Below are 22,475 nucleotides of genomic sequence, written 5' to 3'. Positions count from 1 at the left end.
TTGCCCTGTTCTGCGACGGCTGGTGAAGTTCTCGAGGTGACGTTGATACGACCCTCCGCCGGGGTGGCGGACGCGAGCGGGCCGGTTCGGCGCCCCGGTGCCGGCCGGGCTATCGCCGTCCTCGTCCTGGTGGCGCTGGCCGCGGTGATACCCCTGTTGGGCCCGTCCGCCGCCCTGCACGGCACCGGGGAGGCCGCCGCTCCCGGCGTCGGTGGCATCGCGCTGCTGCGCGCGGTGCTGTTCGCCGCGCTGTGCGTCCCGGTCGGCGAGGCGTTCGTGAACCGTCTGGCGCGCTCGCTGCCCGGCAGCCCCGGGGACGCGCCCCGCAGTTGGGCCCCGTACACGGCGCTCGCCGGTCTCGTGGCCGCCCTGGGGCTGGCGTCGGTCGTGTCGACGGGCAACCTGGTGCCGCACAGCCTGGACCAGATCGACGTCGGCGGCCTGTACGACTCCCGGGACGGCAGGCTCGCCCTGCTCGAGGTCAACGCCCTCCTCGCGGCCGCCCTGTGCGCCCGCGCGCGCCACCCGGCCGCCCGGCTCTGGCCGGTGGCCGCGGTGATCGTGGCGGAGGCCCTGCGGGCGCACCCCACCGCCGAGCACGACCCGCTCCTCGGCTCCGGGCTGACGCTGGTGCATCTGACGTGCGCGTCGCTGTGGGCGGGCGGTCTGCTGCACGCCCTGCGGACACTGCGTCACTGGGGCCGCACCGAGGCCGGCCCCGCCCTTCTGGGGCTCTACGCGCGCGCGGCGGCCGTGCTGCTCGCCGTCATCACCGCGACGGGCGTGTGGAGTTCGCTGCGTCGTATGCCGTCGGCCACGGTCCTGGACCAGCTGACGACGACGGCCTACGGACGCACCCTGCTGGCCAAGGTGATCCTGGTGGCCGCCGTCGCCCTGCTCGCCGTGTGGGCGCGGCTCCGGCTGCGCCGCGCCGCCGACCCGCTGACGGCGTGCGCTCCCGCCCGCGCGGAGGTCGTCGCCCTGGGCGTGGTGGTCGTGGTGTCGGGTCTGCTGACGGCGCTGCCGCTGCCGATCCGCTGGTCGTGACGTTGATCCGTTGATCAACCGTTGGTGACGAGCACCTTGAGGGCGGTGCGCTCGTCCATCGCCTTGTAGCCGTCGGGCACGCCCTCGATGTCGACGGTCATGTCGAAGACGGGCGAGGGGTCCACGGTGCCGTCGAGGACGTCGGGCAGCAGCTGCGGGATGTACGCGCGCACGGGCGCGACACCGCCGCGCAGCGCGATGTTCCGGTCGAACATGACGCCCAGGTCGAGACCGGTGCCGCTGCCGTGCGGCACGCCGACGAAGCCGATGGCGCCGCCGTCGCGGGTGATCTCGACCGCCGTGCGCATGGACTGCTCGGTGCCGACGGCCTCGACGACGGCGTGCGCGCCCTGCCCGCGGGTGAGTTCGCGCACGGCCTCGACGGCCGCTTCCCCGCGCTCGGCGACGACGTCGGTGGCGCCGAAGCGGCGGGCGATGTCCGTGCGGGCCTGGTGGCGGCCGAGGGCGATGATCCGTTCGGCGCCGAGCCGCTTGGCGGCGAGGACCGCGCACAGGCCGACGGCTCCGTCACCGACGACGGCGACCGTGGCGCCCGGGCGGGCGCCCGCGCCGAGGGCCGCGTGGTGGCCGGTGCCCAGGACGTCGGAGAGGGTCAGCAGGGCGGACAGCAGGTGCTCGTCGGACGCGGCCTCCTTGGGCAGTTGCACGAGGGTGCCGTCGGCGAAGGGCACGCGCACCGCCTCGCCCTGGCCGCCGTCGTGGCCGACGGAGCCCCAGAAGCCGCCGTGCTCGCAGGAGGTGGTCAGGCCCTCCCGGCAGTAGTCGCAGACACCGTCGGACCACATGAACGGGGCGACCACGAGGTCTCCGCGCCTGAAGCCCGAGACCTCGCTGCCCGTCTCCTCGACGACACCGAGGAACTCGTGCCCGATCCGCTGCCCCGGCTGCCGGGCGGCCTCGCCGCGGTACGCCCACAGGTCGCTGCCGCAGATGCAGGCGCGCAGCACCCGCACGACGGCGTCGGTGGGCAGCTGCACCACGGGCTCGGGAACGTCCTCCACGCGCATGTCGTACGGGGCGTGGATGGTGGTGGCGCGCATGTCGAGGATCCTTCTCGTGCGGTGTCGTGTGGGCGCGCTCAGGGGGTGGTCGAGCGCACTTCACGGTACGCCGTCGCCGGCGCGGGCCGCTCGTCGAGGGCGCCCCGGACCAGCAGGAACTGGGCTGCGGCGTAGGTGAGCATGATCCACAGGTTGGGCCGCGGCGGCTGCGGCCAGTGGGCCACGCCGGTCGCGATCAGGGTGTCGGAGAGCATGAAGAGCGCGCCGCCGACGGCGGCCCGGGGGCCGAGCCGGGTGGCGGCGCCGTAGGCCATGGCCGTGAGCAGGGTGCTGTAGCAGGCGACGGGGACGCGCAGGTCCGCCGGGAGGTCCGGCCACAGCAGGGCGACCGTGGCGGCGAGGGCGACGGCGTAGGCCGGGGCGAGGAGACGGCCACGCGCGTGTGGAGCGCCGTGGCGCAGGAACAGCGCGATGTAGCAGACGTGCCCGGCCGCGAAGGAGGCCATCCCGGCGAGGAACGCCGGGTCGGCGTCGGACAGGAGCAGGACGTCGCCGCCCCAGCCGAACAGGAGAGCGGCGAGCAGGAGTCGGGGGGCGCCGCGCGCGCCGGCGTAGGCGGCGAGGAGCGGCATGAGAAGCGGTTTGGCGACGGTGTGGCCGGGCTCGAAGCCCACGGCGAGGGACACGAGGTCGGCGAGGGTGGCCACGGCGAAGAGGCCGAGCAGCCGAGCCGGCCAGGGGCCCTCGGCCCGCGGCACGCCGATGCCCGGCGCGCGGACGCCTGAAGCCGTGGCGGCCGATGTCCCGGCGCCCGATGTCTCGTCGTCCGGGCTCACGCGGCCGCGGTTCCCTCGGCCGGGGCCGGTTCGGCCGCCGGGGTCGGCCGGGCGAGCCGGGCCGGCCGCCAGCCCGGGCCCCGGAACACCCGTCCGGCGCGCTCGCCCCAGCTCTCCGCCGCCTTCACGTCCCTGATGATCGCGGCGTACTCATGGGTCGCCACCTTGATCGGGTTGTACGTGTTGATGTTCTTGGTCAACCCGTAGACCGGTCGCTCGACCTCGGGCACGAACGAGCCGAACAGCCGGTCCCAGACGATCAGGATGCCCCCGAAGTTGCGGTCCAGATAGCCGCCCTGGGAGGCGTGGTGCACGCGGTGGTGGGACGGGGTGTTGAGGAGGAACTCGAAGCAGCGGGGCATCTTGTCGATGCGCTCGGTGTGGATCCAGAACTGGTAGACGAGGCTGGCCGAGGAGCAGAAGGCGACGGCGGCCGGGTGCACGCCGGCGGCCACGAGGGGGACGTAGAACGGCCAGACCGTCCACGACGTCCAGGGCTGGCGCAGCGCGGTGGTGAGGTTGAACTTCCTGCTGGAGTGGTGGACGACGTGGCAGGCCCACAGGATGCGGATGACGTGGTGGCCGCGGTGCGACCAGTAGTAGAAGAAGTCCTGCCCGAGGAGCATCAGCGGGACGGTCCACCACAGCACCGGCACGCGCAGGGGCGTGAGTTCGTAGACCGCCGAGTAGACGGCGACGATCGGGATCTTCCACAGGAAGTCGAAGACGAGGCTGCCGAGCCCCATGCCGACGCTCGTCGCGGCGTCCTTCACCTCGTATCCCGCGTTGTCCTCGTCGGGGTGGAGACGGACGCTGATCATCTCGACCACGGTGAGCAGCACGAAGGCGGGTATCGACCACACCACGACATCGGGCAGGTTCGGCATGTGGGCACCGTAGAACCGCTGGTCGGTGAGGGCTAGACGTTGTTACCCACAAGTATTGTCCGGGGTACGCGCTTGCTTCTTGGCGATCTCCGCCAATCGCCCCGCGGACGCCGCGTGGTACGGCTACACGCCGACCGCTCCCAGCAGCACCCCCGCCGCGTACGTGACCCCCATGGCCAGTGCCCCGCCCACCGCGTTCCGCAGCACCGCGCGGCCCGGTTCGGCCGCGCCCAGGCGCGCGCTGCTCCACCCGGTCAGCACGAGGGCCGCGAGCACCGACACCACGGTGACCCAGAGCCGCCAGCCCGCGGGCGGCAGCACGATCGCGAGCAGCGGCAGCAGCGCGCCGACCGTGAACGCCAGGAAGCTCGCCCACGCCGCGTGCCAGGGGTTGGTCAGCTCGTCGGGGTCGATACCGAGCTCCACGCGCGCGTGCGCCCTGAGCGCGTCACGTTCCGTCAGCTGCTCGGCCGCCTCCCGGGCGACGTCGTGGGACAGGCCGCGTTCCTGGAGCAGCTGGGTCAGCTCCGCCAGCTCGGCCTCCGGCTGTTCGCGCAACTCCCGCTTCTCCATCGCGAGGGCCGCCATCTCCGAGTCGCGCTGGGTGGAGACGGAGACGTACTCGCCCGCGGCCATCGACATCGACCCGGCGAGCAGCCCCGCGAGGCCGGCGGTGAGCAGCGCGGAGCGGCTGTCGGTGGCGCCGGCCACGCCGACGACGAGACCGGCGGTGGAGACGATGCCGTCGTTCGCGCCGAGCACCGCCGCGCGCAGCCAGTTCAGTCGCTGGCCCAGTGCGCCCCCGTGGGCTTCGCCGCTGTGCGTTGGTTCGGTCACACCGGGAGGATGCCACCCGGACGCCGCTCGCACGCGCACCGACAGGGCGAGGCCGCAGCCCTGTTCGGTGTTCGCCGGCCCGGACCGCGCCCGCCGGCGGCGGCAGGCGTCTTCCCGCCCCGCAGCGCGCTCCCCCAACCCCGGGCCACGCCCGCCCGGTTGCCCAGATGAACCGGACATTCCGTACGCGGAGCCCCTGTTGGAGGGGACTGTCAGTCGTGGCCCGTATCCTCAGGGACCATGCTCGAAGACCCCACGACCGCAGCGTCCTTCCCCACCGGGTGGCCGGCCGCGTATCCCTCTGGATACGCGGTCGTTGACGTGGAGACGACCGGCCTGGCCCGGGACGACCGGATAATCTCCGCGGCCGTCTACCGGCTGGACGCGCGTGGTGAGGTCGAGGACCACTGGTACACGCTGGTCAATCCGGAGCGGGACCCGGGCCCGGTGTGGATCCACGGTCTGACGAGCGAGGTGCTGGAGGGCGCGCCTCTTTTCACGGACATCGCCGAGGAGTTCGCGACCCGGCTGGAGGGCCGGGTGCTCGTCGCGCACAACGCCGTCTTCGACTGGCAGATGATCGCGCGGGAGTACGCGCGCGCCCGGCGCGAGGCGCCGGTGCGGCAGCGGCTGTGCACCATCGCGCTCTCCAAGGAGCTGGCGCTGCCGTTGCCCAACCACAAGCTGGAGTCGCTTGCCGCCCACTTCGGCGTCGTGCAGCGGCGCGCGCACCACGCGCTGGACGACGCGCGCGTGCTCGCGGAGGCGTTCCGGCCGAGCCTGAGGGCCGCGGCGGCGGGCGGCGTACGGCTGCCCCTGCTGGAGTGCCGGCCGCTGACGGAGTTCAGCGACCGCCCCGTGCCCCGCCAGGCGGGCGGCTACGGCGGCTACCGGCCGACGAGTTGGCGCCCCTCCCGCAAAAGGCCCGCATGCCCCCATCCCAACCCGGGCCGCTACGAGGACGGCAAACCGCTCAAGCAGGGCATGCGGGTCGCCTTCTCCGGGGACACCTCCGTCGAGCGGGAACTGCTGGAGGACCGCGCGGCCGAGGCCGGCCTGCACGTCGCCACCAGCCTGTCCCGGCTGACCAGCCTGCTGGTCACCAACGACCCCGACTCGGGCACGTCGAAAGTGGTCAAGGCCCGGCAGTTCGGGACGCCGGTGGTGGACGAGGCGGCGTTCGGACAGCTGCTCAGGGACGTCGAACCGGCGGACGAGTGACCCGTACGGACGGGTGATTGCCGACGAGTGACCCGTGCGGACGGGTGATTGCCGACGAGTGACCCGTGCGGACGGGTGATTGCCGCGCGACTCGCCCGGCGCCCGCTCGCCCGCGCGGCGCCGACGGCCCACCCTGTGGCCCATGGCGAGATGCGAAGTTTGCGGCAATGACTACGGAATGAGCTTTGAGGTGCACGCGCAGGGCGCGGTGCACGTCTTCGACTGCTTCTCCTGTGCGATCCATCGCATGGCACCCATCTGCGAGCACTGCCGGGTGCAGATCATCGGTCAGGGCGTCGAGGCCGACGGCCAGTGGTACTGCGGTGCCCACTGCGCCCGCGCGGCCGGGAAGGCCGGCATCGTCGACCGCGTCTGAGAAGCCCCCTGGCGAAAGCACCCCACGACCCGAGAGGTACGGTCGTGGGGTGTACCGCTTCCTGTTGACCCGGCAGTGGGTGATCCTCACGCTGGTCGCCCTGCTGCTCATCCCCACGATGATCAGGCTGGGCATCTGGCAGATGCACCGCTACGAGACGCGCTCCGCGCGCAACCAGCTGGTGTCCGACGCGCTGCACGCCAAGCCCGTACCGGTGGAGGAGCTGACCTCGCCCGGGCACACCGTCACCACCCACGACCGGTACCGCACGGTCACCGCGAAGGGGCACTTCGACACCGCGCACGAGGTCGTCGTCCGCCGCCGCACCAACTCCGACGACGAGGTCGGCTACCACGTCCTGACCCCCTTCGTGCTGTCGGACGGCAGGGTGCTGCTGGTCAACCGGGGCTGGATCGCCTCCGACGGCCCGAGCCAGACCTCCTTCCCCAAGGTTCCCGCGCCGCCGAGCGGCCAGGTCACCGTCCAGGGCCGGCTGATGCCCGACGAGACGACCTCGGCGAGCGGCATCAAGGACCTCAGGGGACTGCCGGCCCGGCAGATCATGCTGATCAACAGCGAGGAGCAGGCCCGTCGCCTGCACGCCGAGGTCCTCGGCGGCTACATGCAGCAGACGGCACCGGAGCCGAAGGGCGACAGCCCGGAGCAGATCTCCGACCCCGGCAAGGAAGACGCCCCGCTGAACTACGCGTACATGATCCAGTGGTGGCTGTTCGCGGCGGGCGTGCCGTACGGCTGGTGGGTCCTGGTGCGCCGGGAGCGGCGCGACCGGGCGGCGGCGGCGCAGGAGACCGAGGCGGAGGCGGCCCCCGCCTCGGTGTGACCCCTCGGTCAGCAGCACCGGCCCCGCGGGTGCTCGCCGCCCCGGTCCAGTGTGTGCAGCAGTTCCCGCACGTACCAGCGCACCGCCCGCGCCCAGCCCCTCACGCTCCCACCTCCACCGGTTCCGGCGCCGTACCGATGCGGGACTCCACGTACGGTGCCTCGGCCGTGGGCAGCACGCCCGGCCACCGCACGGCCCGCACGCACACCACCGCCGCATTGCCGATCACGACCGCGACCAGCAGCAGGAACAGGGCGATCAGGACGCCGTCGACGGTGGAGTTGGCGACCACGGTGTGCATGTCGTCGAGGGACTTGGCGGGCGGCAGGACCTGGCCGGCGCCGAGGGCGTCGGCGTACTTCGCGCGCTGGGCGAAGAAGCCGACCCTGGGGTCGTCGGAGAAGATCTTCTGCCAGCCCGCGGTGAAGGTGACCGCGGTGACCCAGACGAGCGGGACCCCGGTGACCCAGGCCCAGCGCAGGCGGCCGGACTTCACCAGGACCGTGGTGCACACGGTCAGGGCCACCGCCGCGAGCAGCTGGTTGGCGATGCCGAACAGCGGGAAGAGCTGGTTGATCCCGCCGAGCGGGTCGGTGGCCCCGGTGTAGAGGAAGTAGCCCCAGGCCGCCACGACCAGCCCGCTGCACAGCCAGATGCCGGGCTTCCAGTTGACCCGGCCGACCGGTTTGAACACGTTGCCGAGCATGTCCTGGAGCATGAAGCGCCCGACCCGGGTGCCCGCGTCGACCGTGGTCAGGATGAACAGCGCCTCGAACATGATCGCGAAGTGGTACCAGAAGGCCTTCAGCGCGCTGCCGCCGAGGATGCCGGAGAAGATCTCCGACATGCCGACGGCGAGGGTCGGGGCGCCGCCGGAGCGGGCGATCAGGGTCTGTTCCTCGACCGCCCTGGCCGCGTGGGTCAGCTGGTCGGGGGTGATGGTGAAGCCGAGGCCGGCGACCGCGTGGGAGGCGGACTGGGCCGTCGCGCCGAGCAGGCCGGCGGGGGCGTTCATCGCGTAGTAGAGGCCCGGCTCCAGGGTCGCCGCCGCGATCAGCGCCATGATCGCGACGAACGACTCCATCAGCATCGCGCCGTAGCCGATCAGCCGGACCTGGGACTCCTTCTCGATCAGCTTCGGAGTCGTGCCGGAGGAGACCAGGGCGTGGAATCCGGACAGGGCGCCGCAGGCGATCGTGATGAACAGGAAGGGGAAGAGGGAGCCGGCGAAGACCGGGCCCGCCCCCGAGGCCGCGAACTTGCTGACCGCGTCCGCGTGCAGCACCGGCGCGGCGATCACGACCCCGACCGCGAGCAGCGCGATGGTGCCGATCTTCATGAAGGTGGAGAGGTAGTCGCGCGGGGCCAGGAGCATCCAGACCGGCAGCACGGAGGCGACGAAGCCGTAGCCGATCAGGCAGAAGACCAGGGTGGTCGGACTGAGCGTGAAGGCCGACGCGAGCGAGGAGTTCTGCACCCAGCTGCCGCCGGCGATCGCCAGGAGCAGCAGGGCCACGCCGATGAGGCTGGTCTCCACGACCCGGCCGGGGCGGACGCGGTGCAGCCAGAAGCCCATGAACAGGGCGATGGGGACGGTCATCGCGACGGAGAAGGTGCCCCACGGCGAGTGCGCGAGGGCGTTGACGACGACCAGGGCCAGCACGCCCAGGAGGATGATCATGATGGCGAAGACGGCGATGAGTGCCGCCGCCCCGCCCGCCCGGCCGATCTCGTCCCGTGCCATCTGACCCAGCGACGTGCCGTCCCGGCGCATCGAGAGGAACAGGACGACCATGTCCTGCACCGCCCCCGCGAAGATCACTCCGGCGACGATCCAGAGGGTGCCCGGCAGGTATCCCATCTGGGCCGCGAGGACCGGGCCCACGAGCGGTCCGGCCCCGGCGATCGCGGCGAAGTGGTGACCGAGGAGCACCCGCCGGTCGGTGGGGTGGAAGTCGACACCGTCCTCCAGCCGCTCGGCGGGCGTGGCCCGGCGGTCGTCGGGCCGCAGGACGCGGCGGGCGATGAAGCGGGAGTAGAAGCGGTAGGCGACGGCGTACGAGCCGAGGGCGGCGACGACCAGCCAGACCGCGGAGATCTTCTCGCCGCGGGCCAGGGCGACAACACCCCAGGCGACGGCGCCGAGCAGGGAGACGGTGGTCCAGAGCAGGACCGACCGCAGCGACATACGTGACTTTTCGGGCGCCTTGGGGTCGGCTTCGGGCAGGGCTGTCGCGGGCATGGCGGCTCCTCACCGGAGAACGGTGTGACGACGTGCGGGAAGGTGTGACGACGTGCGGGTCGGAAAGGGAACTCAGCGGCGATGCCGGTCCGTCAGCGCGTATGCGACGAGCGGACCAAGCAGGCCTGCGGCGGGCGCGAGGAGCAGTACGGCGATCGCGACGCGCCGTAGCCGGTGATGACCCGTGGGTGCCATGACCTGCGCTCCTCTCCCGCTCGCTGTCGGTCTGTGCAAGAGTTGCCCGCCCCCCGGGAGCGGTTGACAGCGGATGTCCAGAAGATTTCCCGCCGGTTCCCTGTCCTCCGTACCGGCCGCTCGCGCAACTCCCGCACGAGGGTTCAGGCACACCAAGGACGGTGACCCATGGCCGACGGCGCCATGACCGCGACGTTCCTCGCCGTGATCGGCGGAGCGTCGCTGCTCGCCGTGACCGCGCGGCGGCTGCGTCCCAGCGACCGCCTGCCGTCCCTGGAGGGCTGGGCGCTGGCCGACCGCAGCCTGGGCCCGGTCTGGACGTGGTTCCTGCTGGGCGGCACGATCTTCACCGCGTACACCTTCACCGCCGTACCCGGACTGGCGTACGGCAACGGCGCGGCCGCCTTCTTCGCGGTGCCGTACACGGTCATCGTCTGCCCCCTCGCCTTCGTACTGCTCAGCCGGCTGTGGGCCGTCGCCCGCGCGCACGGCTACGTCACCGCCGCGGACTTCGTGCGCGGACGGTACGGGTCGCCGTCACTGGCCCTGGTCGTCGCGCTCACCGGGATCCTCGCGACCATGCCCTACCTGGCGCTGCAACTGCTGGGCATACGGGCGGTGCTCACGGCCGGCGGCGTGTATCCGCGGGGTGCGGCCGGGGACCTGGCGATGGTGGCGCTGTTCGCGGGGCTCGCGGTGGCCACCTACCGGCACGGGCTGCGGGCACCCACGGTCATCTCGGCACTGAAGGCGGTCGCCGTGTTCGTGTCGCTGACCGCGGTGACCTGGCTGGTCCTCGAGCGGCTCGGCGGCCCGGGCAGGGTCTTCGACGGCGCGGCGCGGCGGCTGGGCAGCCCGGCGCTGGTCCTGACCCCCCAGCAGCAACCCGCGTACGCGACCCTCGCCCTGGGCTCGGCGCTCGCCCTGCTGATGTACCCGCACGTGCTGACCGCCGGGTTCGCCGCCGACGGGCCGCGCACCCTGCGCAAGGTCTCCGTGGCACTGCCCGCCTGGACGGGGCTGCTCGCCCTGTTCGGCTTCCTCGGCATCGCGGCGCTGGCCGCGGGCGTGCGGGCGCCGAAGGGCGGCGCCGAGGCGGCCGTGCCGATGCTGGTGGACCGGCTGATGCCGGGGCCGCTGGCCGGGCTGGTGTTCGGCGCGATCACCGTGGGGGCGCTGGTCCCGGCGGCCGTGATGTCCATCGCGGCAGCCACCGCCTTCGTACGCAACGTGTACGTCGAGTACGTGCATCCCACGGCCACGCCCAAGCGGCAGGTCCGTATCGCCAAGGCCGTCTCGCTCACCGCGAAGGTGGGGGCGGTGGCGTTCGTGTTCGGGCTGCGCGACCAGGACGCGGTCAACCTCCAACTGCTCGGCGGGGTCTGGATCCTGCAGATCTTCCCGGCCGTGGCCGTCGGCCTGTTCACCGGGCGGCTGCATCCGCGGGCCCTGCTCGCCGGCTGGGGCGCGGGCATGCTCGCCGGGACCTTCCTGGTCGTGCGCGAGGGGTTCTCGTCCATCGTGTCCCTCGGCTTCGGACCGCTCCGGATCTACGCCGGACTCGCCGCCCTGGTGCTGAACCTGGCCGTCGCGGCGGCCGGCACCGCCCTCCTCGAACGACTCGGCGTCCCGCGCGGCGCCGACCTGACCGACCTGCCGTCGCGCCTGACCGTCAGGCGACGCCCGGAGACGGGAGCGAACCAGCCGTGAGACCCAAGTACCCGACACCCGTGCCCGAGCCGCGCGTCGAGCCGCTCGCGCCCCCGCCGGCCGACCCGGCCGACCTGGAGCGTGAGGCCGGGCTCGCGCGCCTCTTCGAGCTGCACTACTCCTCGATGTTGCGCCTGGCCGTGCTGCTCGGCGCGGACGACCCGGAGAACGTGGTGGCCGAGGCCTACTACCAGATCTACCGCAAGTGGCGGCGCCTGAGGGACGTCGAGGCGGCGGAGGCCTATCTGCGCTCCACGGTGTGCAATCTGACCCGGATGCGGATACGCCATCTCCAGGTCGCCCGCAGGCACGTGGAGAACCCGCCCGAGGAGACCGTCGTCTCCGCCGAGAGCGCCGCGCTGCTCCGCGACGACCAGCGCGTCCTGATCGACGCGCTCCAGCAACTGCCCGCCCGGCAGCGCGAGGCGCTGGTGCTGCGGCACTGGCTCGGGCTGAAGGAGGGTGAGATCGCCGCCGCGATGGGCATCTCCGGCGGCTCGGTGAAGACCCACACGTCCCGCGGCCTCGCCGCACTGACCCAGGCGATGGAGGCCCGGCGATGACGCACCGAGACGCGACCGAGTCGCGTGGCACCGGACCGGACCGCACGGAGCGGGAATTGAGCGAGGCGCTGGCCGCGCTGGCCGAAGGGGTGCGGGCCGCCCCCGACGCGTACCGCACGGCGCGCGGCGAGTGGCTGCGGCGGGAACGCAGGCGACGGCTGGTGCTCGCCGTACTGATCGCCGTGGTCTTCGCCCTCGCCACCCTGATCGGGCTGTGGGTGCTCAACCAGACGCCCTCCCATCAGGGCGTCGTCTTCTCGGGCCTGGCGCACTCACTCCCCCGGCCCACCCCCTGATTGCCACCTCGGCCGGGCGGGAACCCGCAACGTCGTGCATCCCCGTATCGAGGACTACGCCCTCATCGGCGACGAGCAGACCGCGGCCCTGGTCGGCCGCGACGGTTCCGTCGACTGGCTGTGCCTGCCCCGCTTCGACTCGGCGGCCTGTTTCGCCCGGCTGCTCGGCGACGAGGAGAACGGCCACTGGCGCATCGCCCCCAAGGGCGTCGACGGGCCCTGCACCCGCCGTGCCTACCGCCCGGACACCCTCGTACTGGACACGGAGTGGGAGACCGACGAGGGCGCGATCCGCGTCACCGATCTGATGCCGCAGCGCGACCGCGCCCCCGACCTGGTGCGCGTCGTCGAGGGTCTCCGCGGCCGGGTGACCGTACGCAGCACCCTGCGCCTGCGCTTCGACTACGGCTCGATCGTGCCGTGGATGCGCAAGTCCGACGGGCACCGCGTGGCGATCGCCGGGCCGGACTCGGTGTGGCTGCGCAGCGAGCCGTCCGTGCGCACCTGGGGCGAGGACCTCGCCACCCACTCGGAGTTCACCGTGGCGGAGGGGGAGAAGGTGGCGTTCGTGCTGACCTGGCATCCCTCGCACGAGCCGCGTCCGCCGCTCGTCGACCCGCACAAGGCGGTGCGCGCCAGCGTCAAGGACTGGCGCAAGTGGGTGCGGCGCTGCCGCTACACCGGCCCGTACCGCGACGCCGTCGTGCGCTCCCTGATCACCCTCAAGGCCCTGACCTACCGACCGACCGGCGGCATCGTCGCGGCCGCCACCACCTCGCTGCCCGAGGAGCCGGGCGGCGTCCGCAACTGGGACTACCGCTACTGCTGGCTGCGCGACTCCACCCTCACGCTGAACGCGGGCCTGGCCGCGGGCTACCGCAAGGAGGCGGAGGCCTGGCGCAACTGGCTGCTGCGCGCGGTCGCCGGCGACCCCGCCGACCTGCAGATCATGTACGGCCTCGCGGGCGAGCGGCGGCTGCCGGAGACCGAGCTGGCGTGGCTGTCGGGTTTCGCGGGGTCGGCACCCGTGCGGATCGGCAACGACGCCGTCAACCAGCTCCAGCTCGACGTGTACGGCGAGGTCATGGACTCGCTGGCGCTCGCCCGCAGTTCGGGCCTGCCCCCGCGGCCGCACATGTGGTCGATCCAGCGGGCGCTGATGGACTGGCTGTGCGAGGAGTGGCGGCAGCCCGACGAGGGGCTGTGGGAGGTGCGTGGCGGCAGGCGGCACTTCGTCCACTCCAAGATCATGGTGTGGGTGGCCGCCGACCGTGCGGTGCGGACACTGGAAGAGGAACCGGAGCTCGGCGGGGACCTCGACCGCTGGCGCGCGCTGCGCGACGAGGTGCACCGGGAGGTGTGCGAGAAGGGCTACGACGCCGAACGGAACACCTTCACGCAGTTCTACGGCTCCCGAGAACTCGACGCCGCGCTGCTGCTCATCCCGCGCCTGGGCTTCCTGCCGCCGGACGATCCGCGGGTCACCGGCACCGTAGAGGCGATCCGCGGCGAGCTGGGCCACCACGGTCTCCTGCGCCGCTACAGCACGGACGGCACCACCGTCGACGGGCTGCCCGGCGACGAGGGCACCTTCGTCGTGTGCTCGTTCTGGCTCGCGGACGCCCTGCACATGACGGGCCGCCGCAAGGAGGCGCGGGAGCTGTTCGAACGGCTGGTGGGCCTCTGCAACGACGTGGGACTGCTGTCCGAGGAGTACGACCCCGTGAGCGGACGTCAGCTGGGCAACTTCCCGCAGGCCTTCAGTCACGTCGGCCTGGTGAACACCGCCCTCGCCCTGTTCGGGGACGGGGAGGCAGGATAGGGGCCATGGATCTTGGACTGAAGGACCGGGTGTACGTCGTCACCGGGGCCACGCGCGGCCTCGGCAACGCGGCGGCACGGGAGCTGGTGGCCGACGGCGCGAAGGTCGTCGTGACCGGCCGGGACGAGGAGCGGGTGGCCGACGCGGCGGGCGAGTTGGGGCCGAACGCCTTCGGGGTGGCCGTCGACAACGCGGACCCGCAGGCGCCGGCCCGGCTGATCGCCGCCGCAAAGGAGAGGTTCGGCGGGTTCGACGGCATCCTCGTGAGCGTGGGCGGGCCCGCGCCGGGGTTCGTCGCCGACAACACCGACGAGCAGTGGGGAGCCGCCTTCGAGTCGGTGTTCCTCGGCGCGGTGCGGCTGGCCCGGGCGGCGGCGGAGGAGTTGGAGGCGGGGGGTGTCATCGGGTTCGTGCTGTCGGGCTCGGTGCACGAGCCGATTCCGGGGCTGACGATCTCGAACGGGCTGCGGCCGGGGCTCGCCGGGTTCGCGAAGTCGATCGCCGACGAACTGGGGCCGCGCGGCATCCGGGTCGTCGGGCTGCTGCCGGCCCGTATCGACACGGACCGGGTGCGCGAGCTCGACGGAATGTCCGCGGACCCGGAGGCCACGCGTACGGCCCATGAGTCCCGTATCCCGCTGAGGCGTTACGGCAGGCCGGAGGAGTTCGGGCGGACGGCGGCGTTCCTGCTGTCGCCGGCCGCCTCTTACCTGACGGGAATCATGGTGCCTGTCGACGGCGGTATGCGGCACGGTTTCTGAACCGGGGCCGGATGCTCAACTGACCCTTTCCGCGCGGTGCTTGACCGCTTTCATGCGGACCTCGGACGGCAGCGCGGCGAGGCCCGCCGAGTTGCGGGCGTGCATCAGGGACCGTGTCGTGAGGTGGTGCAGGGCGGTCGCCGGGTCCACGTGGGGTTCCAGCTGGAGCCGCACGCGGGTCTCGGGGGCGGTGCGGCGGCCGGTCAGATGGGCCTGCGCGTGTGCCACGCCGTCGAGTTCGGCCGCGTCGCCCGCCAGGACCGTCTCCAGGGCCCGGCCCCTCAGCAGCGCGCCCTCGCCGTCGCCGGTGTCCACCAGGACCTCGGTGAGACGGCGGCGGCGCAGCACGGCCGTCAGCCACCACAGGGCGAGCAGGACGAGGACCGCGAGGGCGGCCAGGACCGCCGGCCACCACCAGCCGTGGCCCTGCCACTTCGTCCGCTCGGCGTCACTGAGCAGGACGTCGTGCCGCCCGTCGTGGATCCACCAGGAGGGCGGCCGGGCCCCCAGCCCGACGGCGAGCACCGAGCCGCCGAGGACGACCAGCACGAGTCCCACGACCCCGATCAGTACGCGGTTGACGGTGCGGAGCATCCCGCTCACCCCTTTCGCCCGGGTCGCCGTACATGGACCGACAGCGCGGGCGGCCGGGCGAGGCCGAGGCCCTCGATCGCGTCCTCGAGTGCCGCGTTCAGGTCGGCTCGTACGTCGCCCAGGTCACGGAAGTGGGAGACGGCACGGACGTCGGCGCGGGCGCGGCCCACGCGGATGCGTACCGACTGGACGCCTGCCACCTCCATGGCGCGGTCGCGCAGGACGAGGGCGGCGGCCTCGCGGTACAGGCCGGCGTGGACGTCGGACTCGATGCGCCGCATCGGCAGGACGCCGCGCAGGCCGGGGGTGCAGGCCAGCACGATCAGCCAGAGGCCGAGGGCCGCGGCGACCCCGGCGCCGACCAGCACCCAGGTGTCGTCGAGGGGCCGTCGGGCGAGCTGCCGGGCGAGTTCGCGGCGCCAGGCCATCGCGGGCCGGTGGGCCCGGACGGCCGCGATGTCGTAGAGGAAGGTGCCCGCGACGGCCAGGAGGAGCAGCGCCACGACGGCCGCGGGGACGCGGCGTGCGGACCAGAAGCGGCCCTCCCTGCCGGTCGGCGGTGGCGACGGCGGCGCGTGGTCGAGCTCGTCGTCCGGTGCCCGTTCGATGACCGGCAGCCGCTGTGTGGTGCCCTCGGAGCCCTGGGGCTCGCTCATCGCGTCCTCCCCTTTACCGCGCCGTGCGCCGGGGTCAGGTGCAGCCGTTCCACGTGAACGGCGACCTCCGGCACCTCCATGCCCACCAACGCGCGTACCCGGGAAGCGACATGTCGACGCACATCCGCGCACCGGGCCCCGATGTCGCAGGGATAGTCGAGTTCGAGATGGAGCCGGACGCGGACGGTGCCGTGGTGGACGGCGACCGTGGCGTGCGGGGACGCGGTCCGCTTCGACTGGTCGCCGAGGCGTTCGCGGGCCGCCTGCGCGGCGATCTTCGCCACGACCCGGTCGGTGATCCGGGTGGCCCCGCGCTCACCCGGCGGGACGGCGCCGTGCGGTCCGCCCCGCGCGGCGACGCCGTCGTCCACCGTGGTCACCGTCACCGCCGCCGGTCGTCACGCGTACGGAAGAAGTCGCCCAGTTCCAGGTCGCCCTCCAGGAACCGGCCCGCCACGAAGCCGATGGCGCCCAGGGCGGCCACCAGCAGGAAGGCTCCGAAGCCGCCGAAGTAGCCGGCGAAGCCCAGTGCCATTCCGGCGATCATGCCGACCACGGCCTTGCTCATCGTGCGCTCCCCTCACGGTTGTCCGCTCGCCCGCCGGTCACTGGAGCCGGGGCTCCGGCTCCTCGTCCTCTTCCTCCGGCAGCTTCACATCACTCACCGCGATGTTGACCTCGACCACTTCCAGGCCGGTCATCCGCTCCACGGCCGCGATGACGTTCTCGCGCACGGCACGGGCGACGTCGGAGATCGACACGCCGTAGTCGACGACGAGCTCCAGGTCGAGCGCCGTCTGCACCTCGCCGACCTCGACCTTCACCCCGCGCGTCACGGACTTGGAGCCGCCGGGCACCCGGTCGCGGACGGCTCCGAAGGTGCGGCTGAGCCCGCTGCCCAGGGCGTGTACTCCGAGCACGTCCCGGGCGGCCAGCCCGGCGATCTTCTCCACGACGCCGTCGGCGATCGTCGTCCGGCCCCGAGCGCCGGGGTCTCCGCCGCCGCGCCGGGTCACCTGCGCCTTGCGTGTGCCGAGGGTGTCGGGCACGTCCTTCTCGACTCCCGGCGCCCCCGTCCGGTTCGGTTCCGTGATGTCAGTCATCGCCGTACGCCCCTTTCGGTTCGTCGTCCTGTGACCACCGTAAGTGCGGTTGCGCCACCACGCGCCGGGGATGCGGCAGGCTGGAGGAATGACAGCGGACGAATGGACGCGGGTGGTGCGGCACCGGCTGAGGCTGGGCAGGTTGCTGCCCCTGGGCGGGCGGCGCGACGGTGCGTGGATCTCGGAGGAGGCCGCCGGGGCGGCGCTCCGCCGGGCGACCGGAGAACTGCGCGGCGTACGGCTGGACGCGCTCCGGATCGCCCTCGCCGACCCGCGGGACACGGACGAGCCCGTCGTACCCCCGCCGCCGAGCGCCCTGCCGCCCGGCCCGCTGCGGGTGACGGTGGACTTCGCGGCGTCGGCGGCCGAGCCGCTGCCGGCGACCGCCGCGCGCCTGCGTACGACGCTGGCGGACGCGGCGACGGAGCTGATCGGTCTGACGGTGACGGAGGTGGACCTGCAGGTGACGTCCCTGCTGGACGAGGAACCGCAGCCGGTCCCGGTGGCGTCGCCCGAGCCGCCGCCCGGCGGCGAGCCCGCCGCCGGGGAGGAGACCCGCGTGGCCTCCGCCGCGCTGTCGGTCCCCGGCGTCGCCCGTCTCACCGCCGGACTCGGCCGCGCGGTGCACATCGAGGAACGGCAGCGGGAGGGCACCCTGCCGGGCCGTCACGCGCGTGTGGAGATCGCGGTGCGGGCGGACCACCGGGCCGTGGAGGTGGCCCGGGAGGTCCGGGCGGTGGTCGCCGAGGCGCTAGCGGATCACCCGACGGTGGCGGTGCTGGTCACGGCGATCGTCTGACGGGTCACTCGCCGAGGCCGGCGAGGTCCCGCAGCCGCCTGGCCTGCGCGGCCCGCTCCGCGGCCCGCTGGTCGTCGTAGGAACGTCCCTGCGCGCCGCGGATCAGGGCCTTGGTCTCGATCACAGCGTCCCGGGGCGCGGCCAGGATCGCCGACGCGAGGTCCTGTACGGCGGCGTCGAGCTGGTCGGCGGGGACGGCGAGGTTGGCGAGGCCGCTGTTCACCGCCTCCTCGGCCTGTACGGAGCGGCCGGTGACGCAGATCTCCAGGGCGCGGGCGTAGCCGACGAGCCCGACGAGCGGGTGCGTGCCCGTGAGGTCAGGCACCAGTCCGAGGCTGGTCTCGCGCATGGCGAACTGCACGTCGTCGGCGACGACGCGCAGGTCACAGGCGAGGGCGAGCTGGAAGCCCGCTCCGATGGCATGCCCCTGTACGGCGGCGATGGAGATGAGGTCGCTACGCCGCCACCAGGTGAAACCGTCCTGGAAGCCGGCGATGCTCGCGTCGAGTTCACCGTCGCTGCTGCGCGCGAGGTCGATGAACGTCGGCTCGCCCTCGATGCCCTCGGGCGTGAACATCTGCCGGTCGAGCCCGGCGGAGAAGGACTGCCCCTCGGCCCGCAGCACGACGACGCGGACGGACCCCGGCAGGACCCGCCCGGCCTCGGCGAGCGCGCGCCACATGGCGGGGCTCTGCGCGTTGCGCTTGGCCGGGTTGGTCAGGGTCACCGTGGCGATCGCGTCGTCGACGGTGAGCCGTACGCCGTCCTTGTCGAGTACGGGACCGAGGTCCTTGGCGGGCGTGGCCATGGGGCGCCTCCGATGAGTGCGGTCAGCAGAGCAGACGTACAAGCTAAGTGACTGCACAGTAACCACCCGGCCGGTCAGCCGACCGACCGGGTGGCCACCATCGAAGCCGGTGGGCCGCCCGAGTCAGGACGAGGCGGCCTTCTTGCCCCGTGTCGCGCCGCCACGCCCACGGAGCGTGACGCCCGACTCGCTGAGCATCCGGTGCACGAAGCCATACGAGCGGCCGGTTTCCTCGGCCAGTGCCCGAATGCTCGCACCGGAGTCGTACTTCTTCTTCAGGTCTGCCGCGAGCTTGTCGCGCGCGGCGCCGGTTACCCGGCTGCCCTTCTTCAGAGTCTCGGCCACCCGTGCCTCCTCATGGGAAGTGCGCTCTGGTCTCCTCATGATCACCCCTCCGGGGCGCGATGGCCACCCATTCGGCAAGGTCCGTGAGACAGGGTTTTGACGACAGGAGCGCATCCCCACAAGCGGAATGCGAAATTCCACGACGAGGCGTTCGTACCGCCGAACGGGTTCTTTCGGGAACCGCCAGGTCAGAGACGTACGACGGCCGAGCCCTTGTCGATGAAGGACTCGGCCGCGAAATGGATGTAGGACACACGACGGTACGAGGAGATCTCACTCAGATGGTGGATCACCGGTCGGCCGAATGATCCATACGCCGTTGATCACGCATTCGATCAAGCGGTGATGACCCTCAGGCCAGGGCCACGAGGTCCGCGTAGTCGGCGCCCCACAGGTCCTCGACGCCGTCCGGCAGCAGGATGATGCGCTCCGGCTGCAGCGCCTCGACGGCGCCCTCGTCGTGGGTGACGAGGACGACCGCGCCCTTGTAGGTGCGCAGGGCGCCGAGGATCTCCTCGCGGCTGGCGGGGTCGAGGTTGTTGGTCGGCTCGTCGAGCAGCAGGACGTTCGCGGAGGACACGACGAGCGTGGCCAGGGCGAGGCGGGTCTTCTCGCCGCCGGAGAGGACACCTGCGGGCTTGTCGACGTCGTCGCCGGAGAACAGGAAGGAGCCGAGCACCTTGCGGACCTCCACGAGGTCCATGTCGGGGGCCGCCGAGCGCATGTTCTCCAGGACGCTGCGGTCGGCGTCGAGGGTCTCGTGCTCCTGGGCGTAGTAGCCGAGCTTGAGGCCGTGGCCGGGGACGACCGCGCCGGTGTCGGGCTGCTCGACGCCCGCGAGGAGCCTGAGCAGGGTGGTCTTGCCGGCGCCGTTGAGGCCGAGGATGACCACCCGGGAACCCTTGTCGATGGCCAGGTCGACGTCGGTGAAGATCTCCAGGGAGCCGTACGACTTCGACAGGCCCTCGGCGGTCAGCGGGGTCTTTCCGCAGGGCGCGGGCTCGGGGAAGCGAAGCTTGGCGACCTTGTCCTGCATCCGCACCGCCTCGAGGCCCGCGAGGAGCTTGTCGGCACGCTTGGCCATGTTCTGCGCGGCGACCGTCTTGGTCGCCTTGGCACGCATCTTGTCGGCCTGCGAATGGAGGGCGGCCGCCTTCTTCTCGGCGTTCTGCCGCTCGCGCTTGCGGCGCTTCTCGTCGGCCTCGCGCTGCTGCTGGTAGAGCTTCCAGCCCATGTTGTAGATGTCGATCTGGGCGCGGTTGGCGTCCAGATAGAACACCTTGTTGACGACCGTCTCGACGAGGTCGACGTCGTGGGAGATCACGATGAAGCCGCCGCGGTAGGTCTTGAGGTAGTCCCGCAGCCAGATGATCGAGTCCGCGTCGAGGTGGTTGGTGGGCTCGTCGAGCAGCAGGGTGTCCGCGTCGGAGAACAGGATGCGCGCCAGCTCGATACGGCGGCGCTGACCGCCGGAGAGCGTGTGCAGCGGCTGGCCGAGGACCCGGTCGGGCAGGTTGAGCGCAGCGGCGATCGTGGCGGCCTCGGCCTCGGCCGCGTAGCCGCCCTTCGTCAGGAACTCGGTCTCCTGGCGCTCGTACTGCTTCATGGCCTTCTCGCGGGTGGCGCCCTGGCCGTTGGCGATGCGCTGTTCGTTCTCGCGCATCTTGCGCAGCAGGACGTCCAGGCCGCGGGCGGACAGGACGCGGTCGCGGGCGAGGACGTCGAGGTCGCCGGTGCGGGGGTCCTGCGGGAGGTAGCCGACCTCGCCGGAGCGGGTGATCTGGCCGGCGGCGGGGATGCCCTCGCCGGCCAGGCACTTGGTGAGGGTGGTCTTGCCGGCGCCGTTGCGGCCGACCAGACCGATGCGGTCGCCCTTGGCGACCCGGAAGGTGGCGGACTCGATGAGGACTCGGGCGCCGGCGCGCAGCTCGATACCGGAGGCGGAGATCACGGACAGACTCCAGGGCGGATATGGGATTTGACGGGTGGGCGGCTGAGGACGTTCCCGCCGTCTAATGCGCGAGGAGAATGGCCATGGGAGAAGTCTAACGGGGCCGTGCAAGCACTTTTCCGGCGTCCGGGTGTTCGTTACGGCACTCCTCAGTTCCCCCCGGTGTGCACCTGGAAGGCGGCCCGGCGCACGGCCTTGGCGAGGGCCGGGTCGGGATGGGCGGCGGCGAGGGCGACCAGGACCTGGACGGTGCGGGGGTGGCCGACGGCGCGCACCTCGTCGAGGAGCATCGGCACGGTGGGCTGCACGGCGGACTCCAGGTGCCGCACGAGCATCGGGGCCTCGCCGTGGTCGGCGACGGCGGCCGCGGTGTCCACCCACAGCCAGGTGGCCTCCTCCCGGGTGAGCACCTCGTGGGCGTCCTCGGCGTCGGCGCCGTCGTGCTCGGCGAGCCACAGCAGGGCGTACGGCCGCAGGGTGGGCTCCTCGACGACGGCGTGGACGTCGGGCTCGGCGGGGGCGCCGACCACGCGCAGCGCCTCGAAGGCGAGGCCGCGCAGCAGGGCGTCGTCGCCGCGGGCGGCGGCGATGAGCTCGGTGACGGCGCTGCCGACCGGGCGGGCGGCGAGCCAGGCGCGGTACTCGGCGCGGGCCGCGTTCGGGCGGAGCTGGGCGCAGCCGCGCAGCATCTCCTCGGCGACGGCCTCGATGTTCCCGGCGGGGCTCTGCGCGGCCACGCAGATCTGCTCCAGCTTGACCCACACCGCCCAGCTGCCGAGCGGGGTGAGCGTGGCGTGCCCGTCGCCGTAGGTGAGGGCACCGACGGAGGCGAGGGCGTGCAGGGCCCACTCGAGGAGCGGGGCGAGGGGCGTGTCCTCGGACCGCGGGGGCTCCACGGGCTCCGGCTGCGGCCCGTAGGGGATCTCGCAGCGTTCGGTGCGCAGTTCGGTGACGCGCTGCTCCAGCAGGTCCAGGAGCTGCTCGACGGGGACGGGCCCGGCGGAGAGCTGGAGGAAGGAGAGCACCTGGGGCATGGCCGAGACGACCTCGGCGACGGCGGCGGGCTCGTGGTCCGCGGGCTCCGGGTAGGCGAGCGACCAGGCGTCGAAGAGGGCGACCCAGCCGCGCAGCACGGCGCTGTCGTCGCGGTTCCAGGCGCGCAGCCGCCAGCCGGGACGGGCGCTGTCGCCGTGCACCTCGACGAGACCGGCGAGGCGGGCGGTGTCCCAGTCGGCGCGGACCTGAGCGGCGGTCAGGCCGAGGTCCTTCGCCGCGCGTTCGGCGGTCGCGTCGGCGAGGGTGGCCTTGCCGTCTCCCGCGCCGTCGCTGCCCGGGCCGAGCGCTACGTCGGCCCAGCGGGCGACGCGGGCCGCGGCGGCCAGTTGGGAGCGAGCCATTCTGGCCAGTTCCGCGGGGGCCGGTGTGCCCTCCGGGGGGCGGGGCGCGGGGCGGCGCGGGCGCCGCTGGTTCACAGCTGTGGGGGCGGCGGCCAGGGGTCGCGGGCGGACGAGTCGAAGCCTGGAGTCGCGCGGGATACGGGACGTCACGGGTGCAGTCTTCCGG

The 22,475-nt window shown here is 72.7% G+C and carries 25 protein-coding genes; 10 read left to right on the top strand and 15 right to left on the bottom strand.

The window, feature by feature from the left end:
- The first annotated feature begins 36 nt into the window (after positions 1-36).
- The gene (locus ACQF4J_RS35000; RefSeq protein ID WP_351569739.1) at positions 37-1,047 is read left to right on the top strand and encodes a CopD family protein; all 1,011 of its coding nucleotides are present in this window, start codon (positions 37-39) and stop codon (positions 1,045-1,047) included.
- Positions 1,048-1,061: 14 nt separating this feature from the next.
- On the opposite strand, the gene ACQF4J_RS34995 is transcribed toward ACQF4J_RS35000, so the two are convergent.
- From ACQF4J_RS34995 to ACQF4J_RS34980, 4 genes are all read right to left on the bottom strand, one after another.
- Complete coding sequence (locus ACQF4J_RS34995) at positions 1,062-2,108, bottom strand: zinc-dependent alcohol dehydrogenase family protein (RefSeq protein WP_351569736.1); 1,047 nt, start codon at positions 2,106-2,108, stop codon at positions 1,062-1,064.
- Between the two features lie 38 nt (positions 2,109-2,146).
- A complete protein-coding gene (locus ACQF4J_RS34990) occupies positions 2,147-2,827 on the bottom strand; it encodes a lysoplasmalogenase (RefSeq protein ID WP_427168658.1) in 681 nt (226 codons plus the stop codon).
- A gap of 74 nt (positions 2,828-2,901) precedes the next feature.
- Complete coding sequence (locus tag ACQF4J_RS34985; protein ID WP_427167616.1) at positions 2,902-3,792, bottom strand: sterol desaturase family protein; 891 nt, start codon at positions 3,790-3,792, stop codon at positions 2,902-2,904.
- A 123-nt stretch (positions 3,793-3,915) separates the two neighbouring features.
- Positions 3,916-4,629, bottom strand: coding sequence for a VIT1/CCC1 transporter family protein (locus ACQF4J_RS34980; protein WP_351569730.1), 714 nt, complete (start codon positions 4,627-4,629; stop codon positions 3,916-3,918).
- Between the two features lie 240 nt (positions 4,630-4,869).
- On the opposite strand from ACQF4J_RS34980, the gene ACQF4J_RS34975 reads away from it, so the two are divergent.
- From ACQF4J_RS34975 to ACQF4J_RS34965, 3 genes are all read left to right on the top strand, one after another.
- The gene (locus tag ACQF4J_RS34975) at positions 4,870-5,850 is read left to right on the top strand and encodes a DEDDh family exonuclease (RefSeq protein ID WP_427167614.1); all 981 of its coding nucleotides are present in this window, start codon (positions 4,870-4,872) and stop codon (positions 5,848-5,850) included.
- Between the two features lie 142 nt (positions 5,851-5,992).
- Positions 5,993-6,226 (top strand): hypothetical protein, encoded by a 234-nt coding sequence (locus ACQF4J_RS34970; RefSeq protein ID WP_063824492.1) that lies wholly within the window; start codon positions 5,993-5,995, stop codon positions 6,224-6,226.
- A 49-nt stretch (positions 6,227-6,275) separates the two neighbouring features.
- Positions 6,276-7,067, top strand: a complete 792-nt coding sequence (locus ACQF4J_RS34965; protein WP_351798400.1) for an SURF1 family cytochrome oxidase biogenesis protein — start codon at positions 6,276-6,278, stop codon at positions 7,065-7,067.
- A 100-nt stretch (positions 7,068-7,167) separates the two neighbouring features.
- Here ACQF4J_RS34965 and ACQF4J_RS34960 read toward each other — a convergent pair whose 3' ends face one another.
- Both ACQF4J_RS34960 and ACQF4J_RS34955 read right to left on the bottom strand, forming a co-directional pair.
- Positions 7,168-9,309 (bottom strand): carbon starvation CstA family protein, encoded by a 2,142-nt coding sequence (locus ACQF4J_RS34960; RefSeq protein WP_351569721.1) that lies wholly within the window; start codon positions 9,307-9,309, stop codon positions 7,168-7,170.
- 72 nt (positions 9,310-9,381) lie between these two features.
- A complete protein-coding gene (locus ACQF4J_RS34955) occupies positions 9,382-9,504 on the bottom strand; it encodes a hypothetical protein (protein ID WP_351569719.1) in 123 nt (40 codons plus the stop codon).
- A 168-nt stretch (positions 9,505-9,672) separates the two neighbouring features.
- Between ACQF4J_RS34955 and ACQF4J_RS34950 the strand changes: the two genes are divergently transcribed.
- The 5 genes from ACQF4J_RS34950 to ACQF4J_RS34930 are packed head-to-tail and all read left to right on the top strand — an operon-like array spanning position 9,673 to position 14,656.
- On the top strand, positions 9,673-11,214 hold the full coding sequence (locus ACQF4J_RS34950; RefSeq protein WP_351569716.1) for a sodium:solute symporter family protein: 1,542 nt from the start codon (positions 9,673-9,675) through the stop codon (positions 11,212-11,214).
- The gene (locus ACQF4J_RS34945; protein WP_351569711.1) at positions 11,211-11,777 is read left to right on the top strand and encodes a SigE family RNA polymerase sigma factor; all 567 of its coding nucleotides are present in this window, start codon (positions 11,211-11,213) and stop codon (positions 11,775-11,777) included. The genes ACQF4J_RS34950 and ACQF4J_RS34945 overlap by 4 nt, the downstream gene beginning before the upstream one ends.
- A complete protein-coding gene (locus ACQF4J_RS34940; protein ID WP_351569708.1) occupies positions 11,774-12,073 on the top strand; it encodes a hypothetical protein in 300 nt (99 codons plus the stop codon). The genes ACQF4J_RS34945 and ACQF4J_RS34940 overlap by 4 nt, the downstream gene beginning before the upstream one ends.
- Positions 12,074-12,107: 34 nt before the next feature.
- Positions 12,108-13,895 carry a glycoside hydrolase family 15 protein gene (locus ACQF4J_RS34935; RefSeq protein ID WP_351798405.1) on the top strand — a complete coding sequence of 596 codons (1,788 nt, stop codon included), beginning with the start codon at positions 12,108-12,110 and terminating at the stop codon, positions 13,893-13,895.
- Positions 13,896-13,900: 5 nt separating this feature from the next.
- Positions 13,901-14,656 carry an SDR family oxidoreductase gene (locus ACQF4J_RS34930; RefSeq protein WP_351569702.1) on the top strand — a complete coding sequence of 252 codons (756 nt, stop codon included), beginning with the start codon at positions 13,901-13,903 and terminating at the stop codon, positions 14,654-14,656.
- 15 nt (positions 14,657-14,671) lie between these two features.
- Here ACQF4J_RS34930 and amaP read toward each other — a convergent pair whose 3' ends face one another.
- From amaP to ACQF4J_RS34905, 5 genes are read right to left on the bottom strand one after another with little or no spacing between them, the layout of a single operon-like run.
- Positions 14,672-15,250, bottom strand: a complete 579-nt coding sequence (amaP, locus tag ACQF4J_RS34925; protein WP_351798408.1) for an alkaline shock response membrane anchor protein AmaP — start codon at positions 15,248-15,250, stop codon at positions 14,672-14,674.
- Between the two features lie 5 nt (positions 15,251-15,255).
- On the bottom strand, positions 15,256-15,906 hold the full coding sequence (locus tag ACQF4J_RS34920; protein ID WP_351569698.1) for a DUF6286 domain-containing protein: 651 nt from the start codon (positions 15,904-15,906) through the stop codon (positions 15,256-15,258).
- Complete coding sequence (locus ACQF4J_RS34915) at positions 15,903-16,286, bottom strand: Asp23/Gls24 family envelope stress response protein (RefSeq protein WP_351569851.1); 384 nt, start codon at positions 16,284-16,286, stop codon at positions 15,903-15,905. Before ACQF4J_RS34915 ends, ACQF4J_RS34920 begins: the two co-directional genes overlap by 4 nt.
- Positions 16,287-16,288: 2 nt before the next feature.
- Complete coding sequence (locus tag ACQF4J_RS34910) at positions 16,289-16,474, bottom strand: hypothetical protein (protein ID WP_351569695.1); 186 nt, start codon at positions 16,472-16,474, stop codon at positions 16,289-16,291.
- 37 nt (positions 16,475-16,511) lie between these two features.
- Complete coding sequence (locus ACQF4J_RS34905; RefSeq protein WP_351569692.1) at positions 16,512-17,009, bottom strand: Asp23/Gls24 family envelope stress response protein; 498 nt, start codon at positions 17,007-17,009, stop codon at positions 16,512-16,514.
- 88 nt (positions 17,010-17,097) lie between these two features.
- Here ACQF4J_RS34905 and ACQF4J_RS34900 point away from each other — a divergent pair, with 88 nt between their 5' ends.
- Complete coding sequence (locus ACQF4J_RS34900; protein ID WP_427167612.1) at positions 17,098-17,808, top strand: nucleopolyhedrovirus P10 family protein; 711 nt, start codon at positions 17,098-17,100, stop codon at positions 17,806-17,808.
- Positions 17,809-17,812: 4 nt separating this feature from the next.
- Here ACQF4J_RS34900 and ACQF4J_RS34895 read toward each other — a convergent pair whose 3' ends face one another.
- The 4 genes from ACQF4J_RS34895 to ACQF4J_RS34880 form a co-directional block, all read right to left on the bottom strand.
- Complete coding sequence (locus ACQF4J_RS34895; protein ID WP_351569686.1) at positions 17,813-18,616, bottom strand: enoyl-CoA hydratase/isomerase family protein; 804 nt, start codon at positions 18,614-18,616, stop codon at positions 17,813-17,815.
- Positions 18,617-18,739: 123 nt separating this feature from the next.
- A complete protein-coding gene (locus ACQF4J_RS34890; protein WP_004002281.1) occupies positions 18,740-18,961 on the bottom strand; it encodes a helix-turn-helix domain-containing protein in 222 nt (73 codons plus the stop codon).
- 352 nt (positions 18,962-19,313) lie between these two features.
- The gene (locus ACQF4J_RS34885; RefSeq protein WP_351569683.1) at positions 19,314-20,912 is read right to left on the bottom strand and encodes an ABC-F family ATP-binding cassette domain-containing protein; all 1,599 of its coding nucleotides are present in this window, start codon (positions 20,910-20,912) and stop codon (positions 19,314-19,316) included.
- A gap of 149 nt (positions 20,913-21,061) precedes the next feature.
- Positions 21,062-22,459: a hypothetical protein gene (locus ACQF4J_RS34880; protein WP_351569680.1), complete on the bottom strand. Its 1,398-nt coding sequence runs from the start codon at positions 22,457-22,459 to the stop codon at positions 21,062-21,064.
- Positions 22,460-22,475 lie beyond the last annotated feature (16 nt).

The organism is Streptomyces sp. C1-1 (assembly GCF_050214755.1).
Classification (GTDB): domain Bacteria; phylum Actinomycetota; class Actinomycetes; order Streptomycetales; family Streptomycetaceae; genus Streptomyces.
The sequence above is the reverse complement of the archived record's forward strand: the minus strand, read 5'-3'. Positions and strand labels throughout refer to the sequence as shown.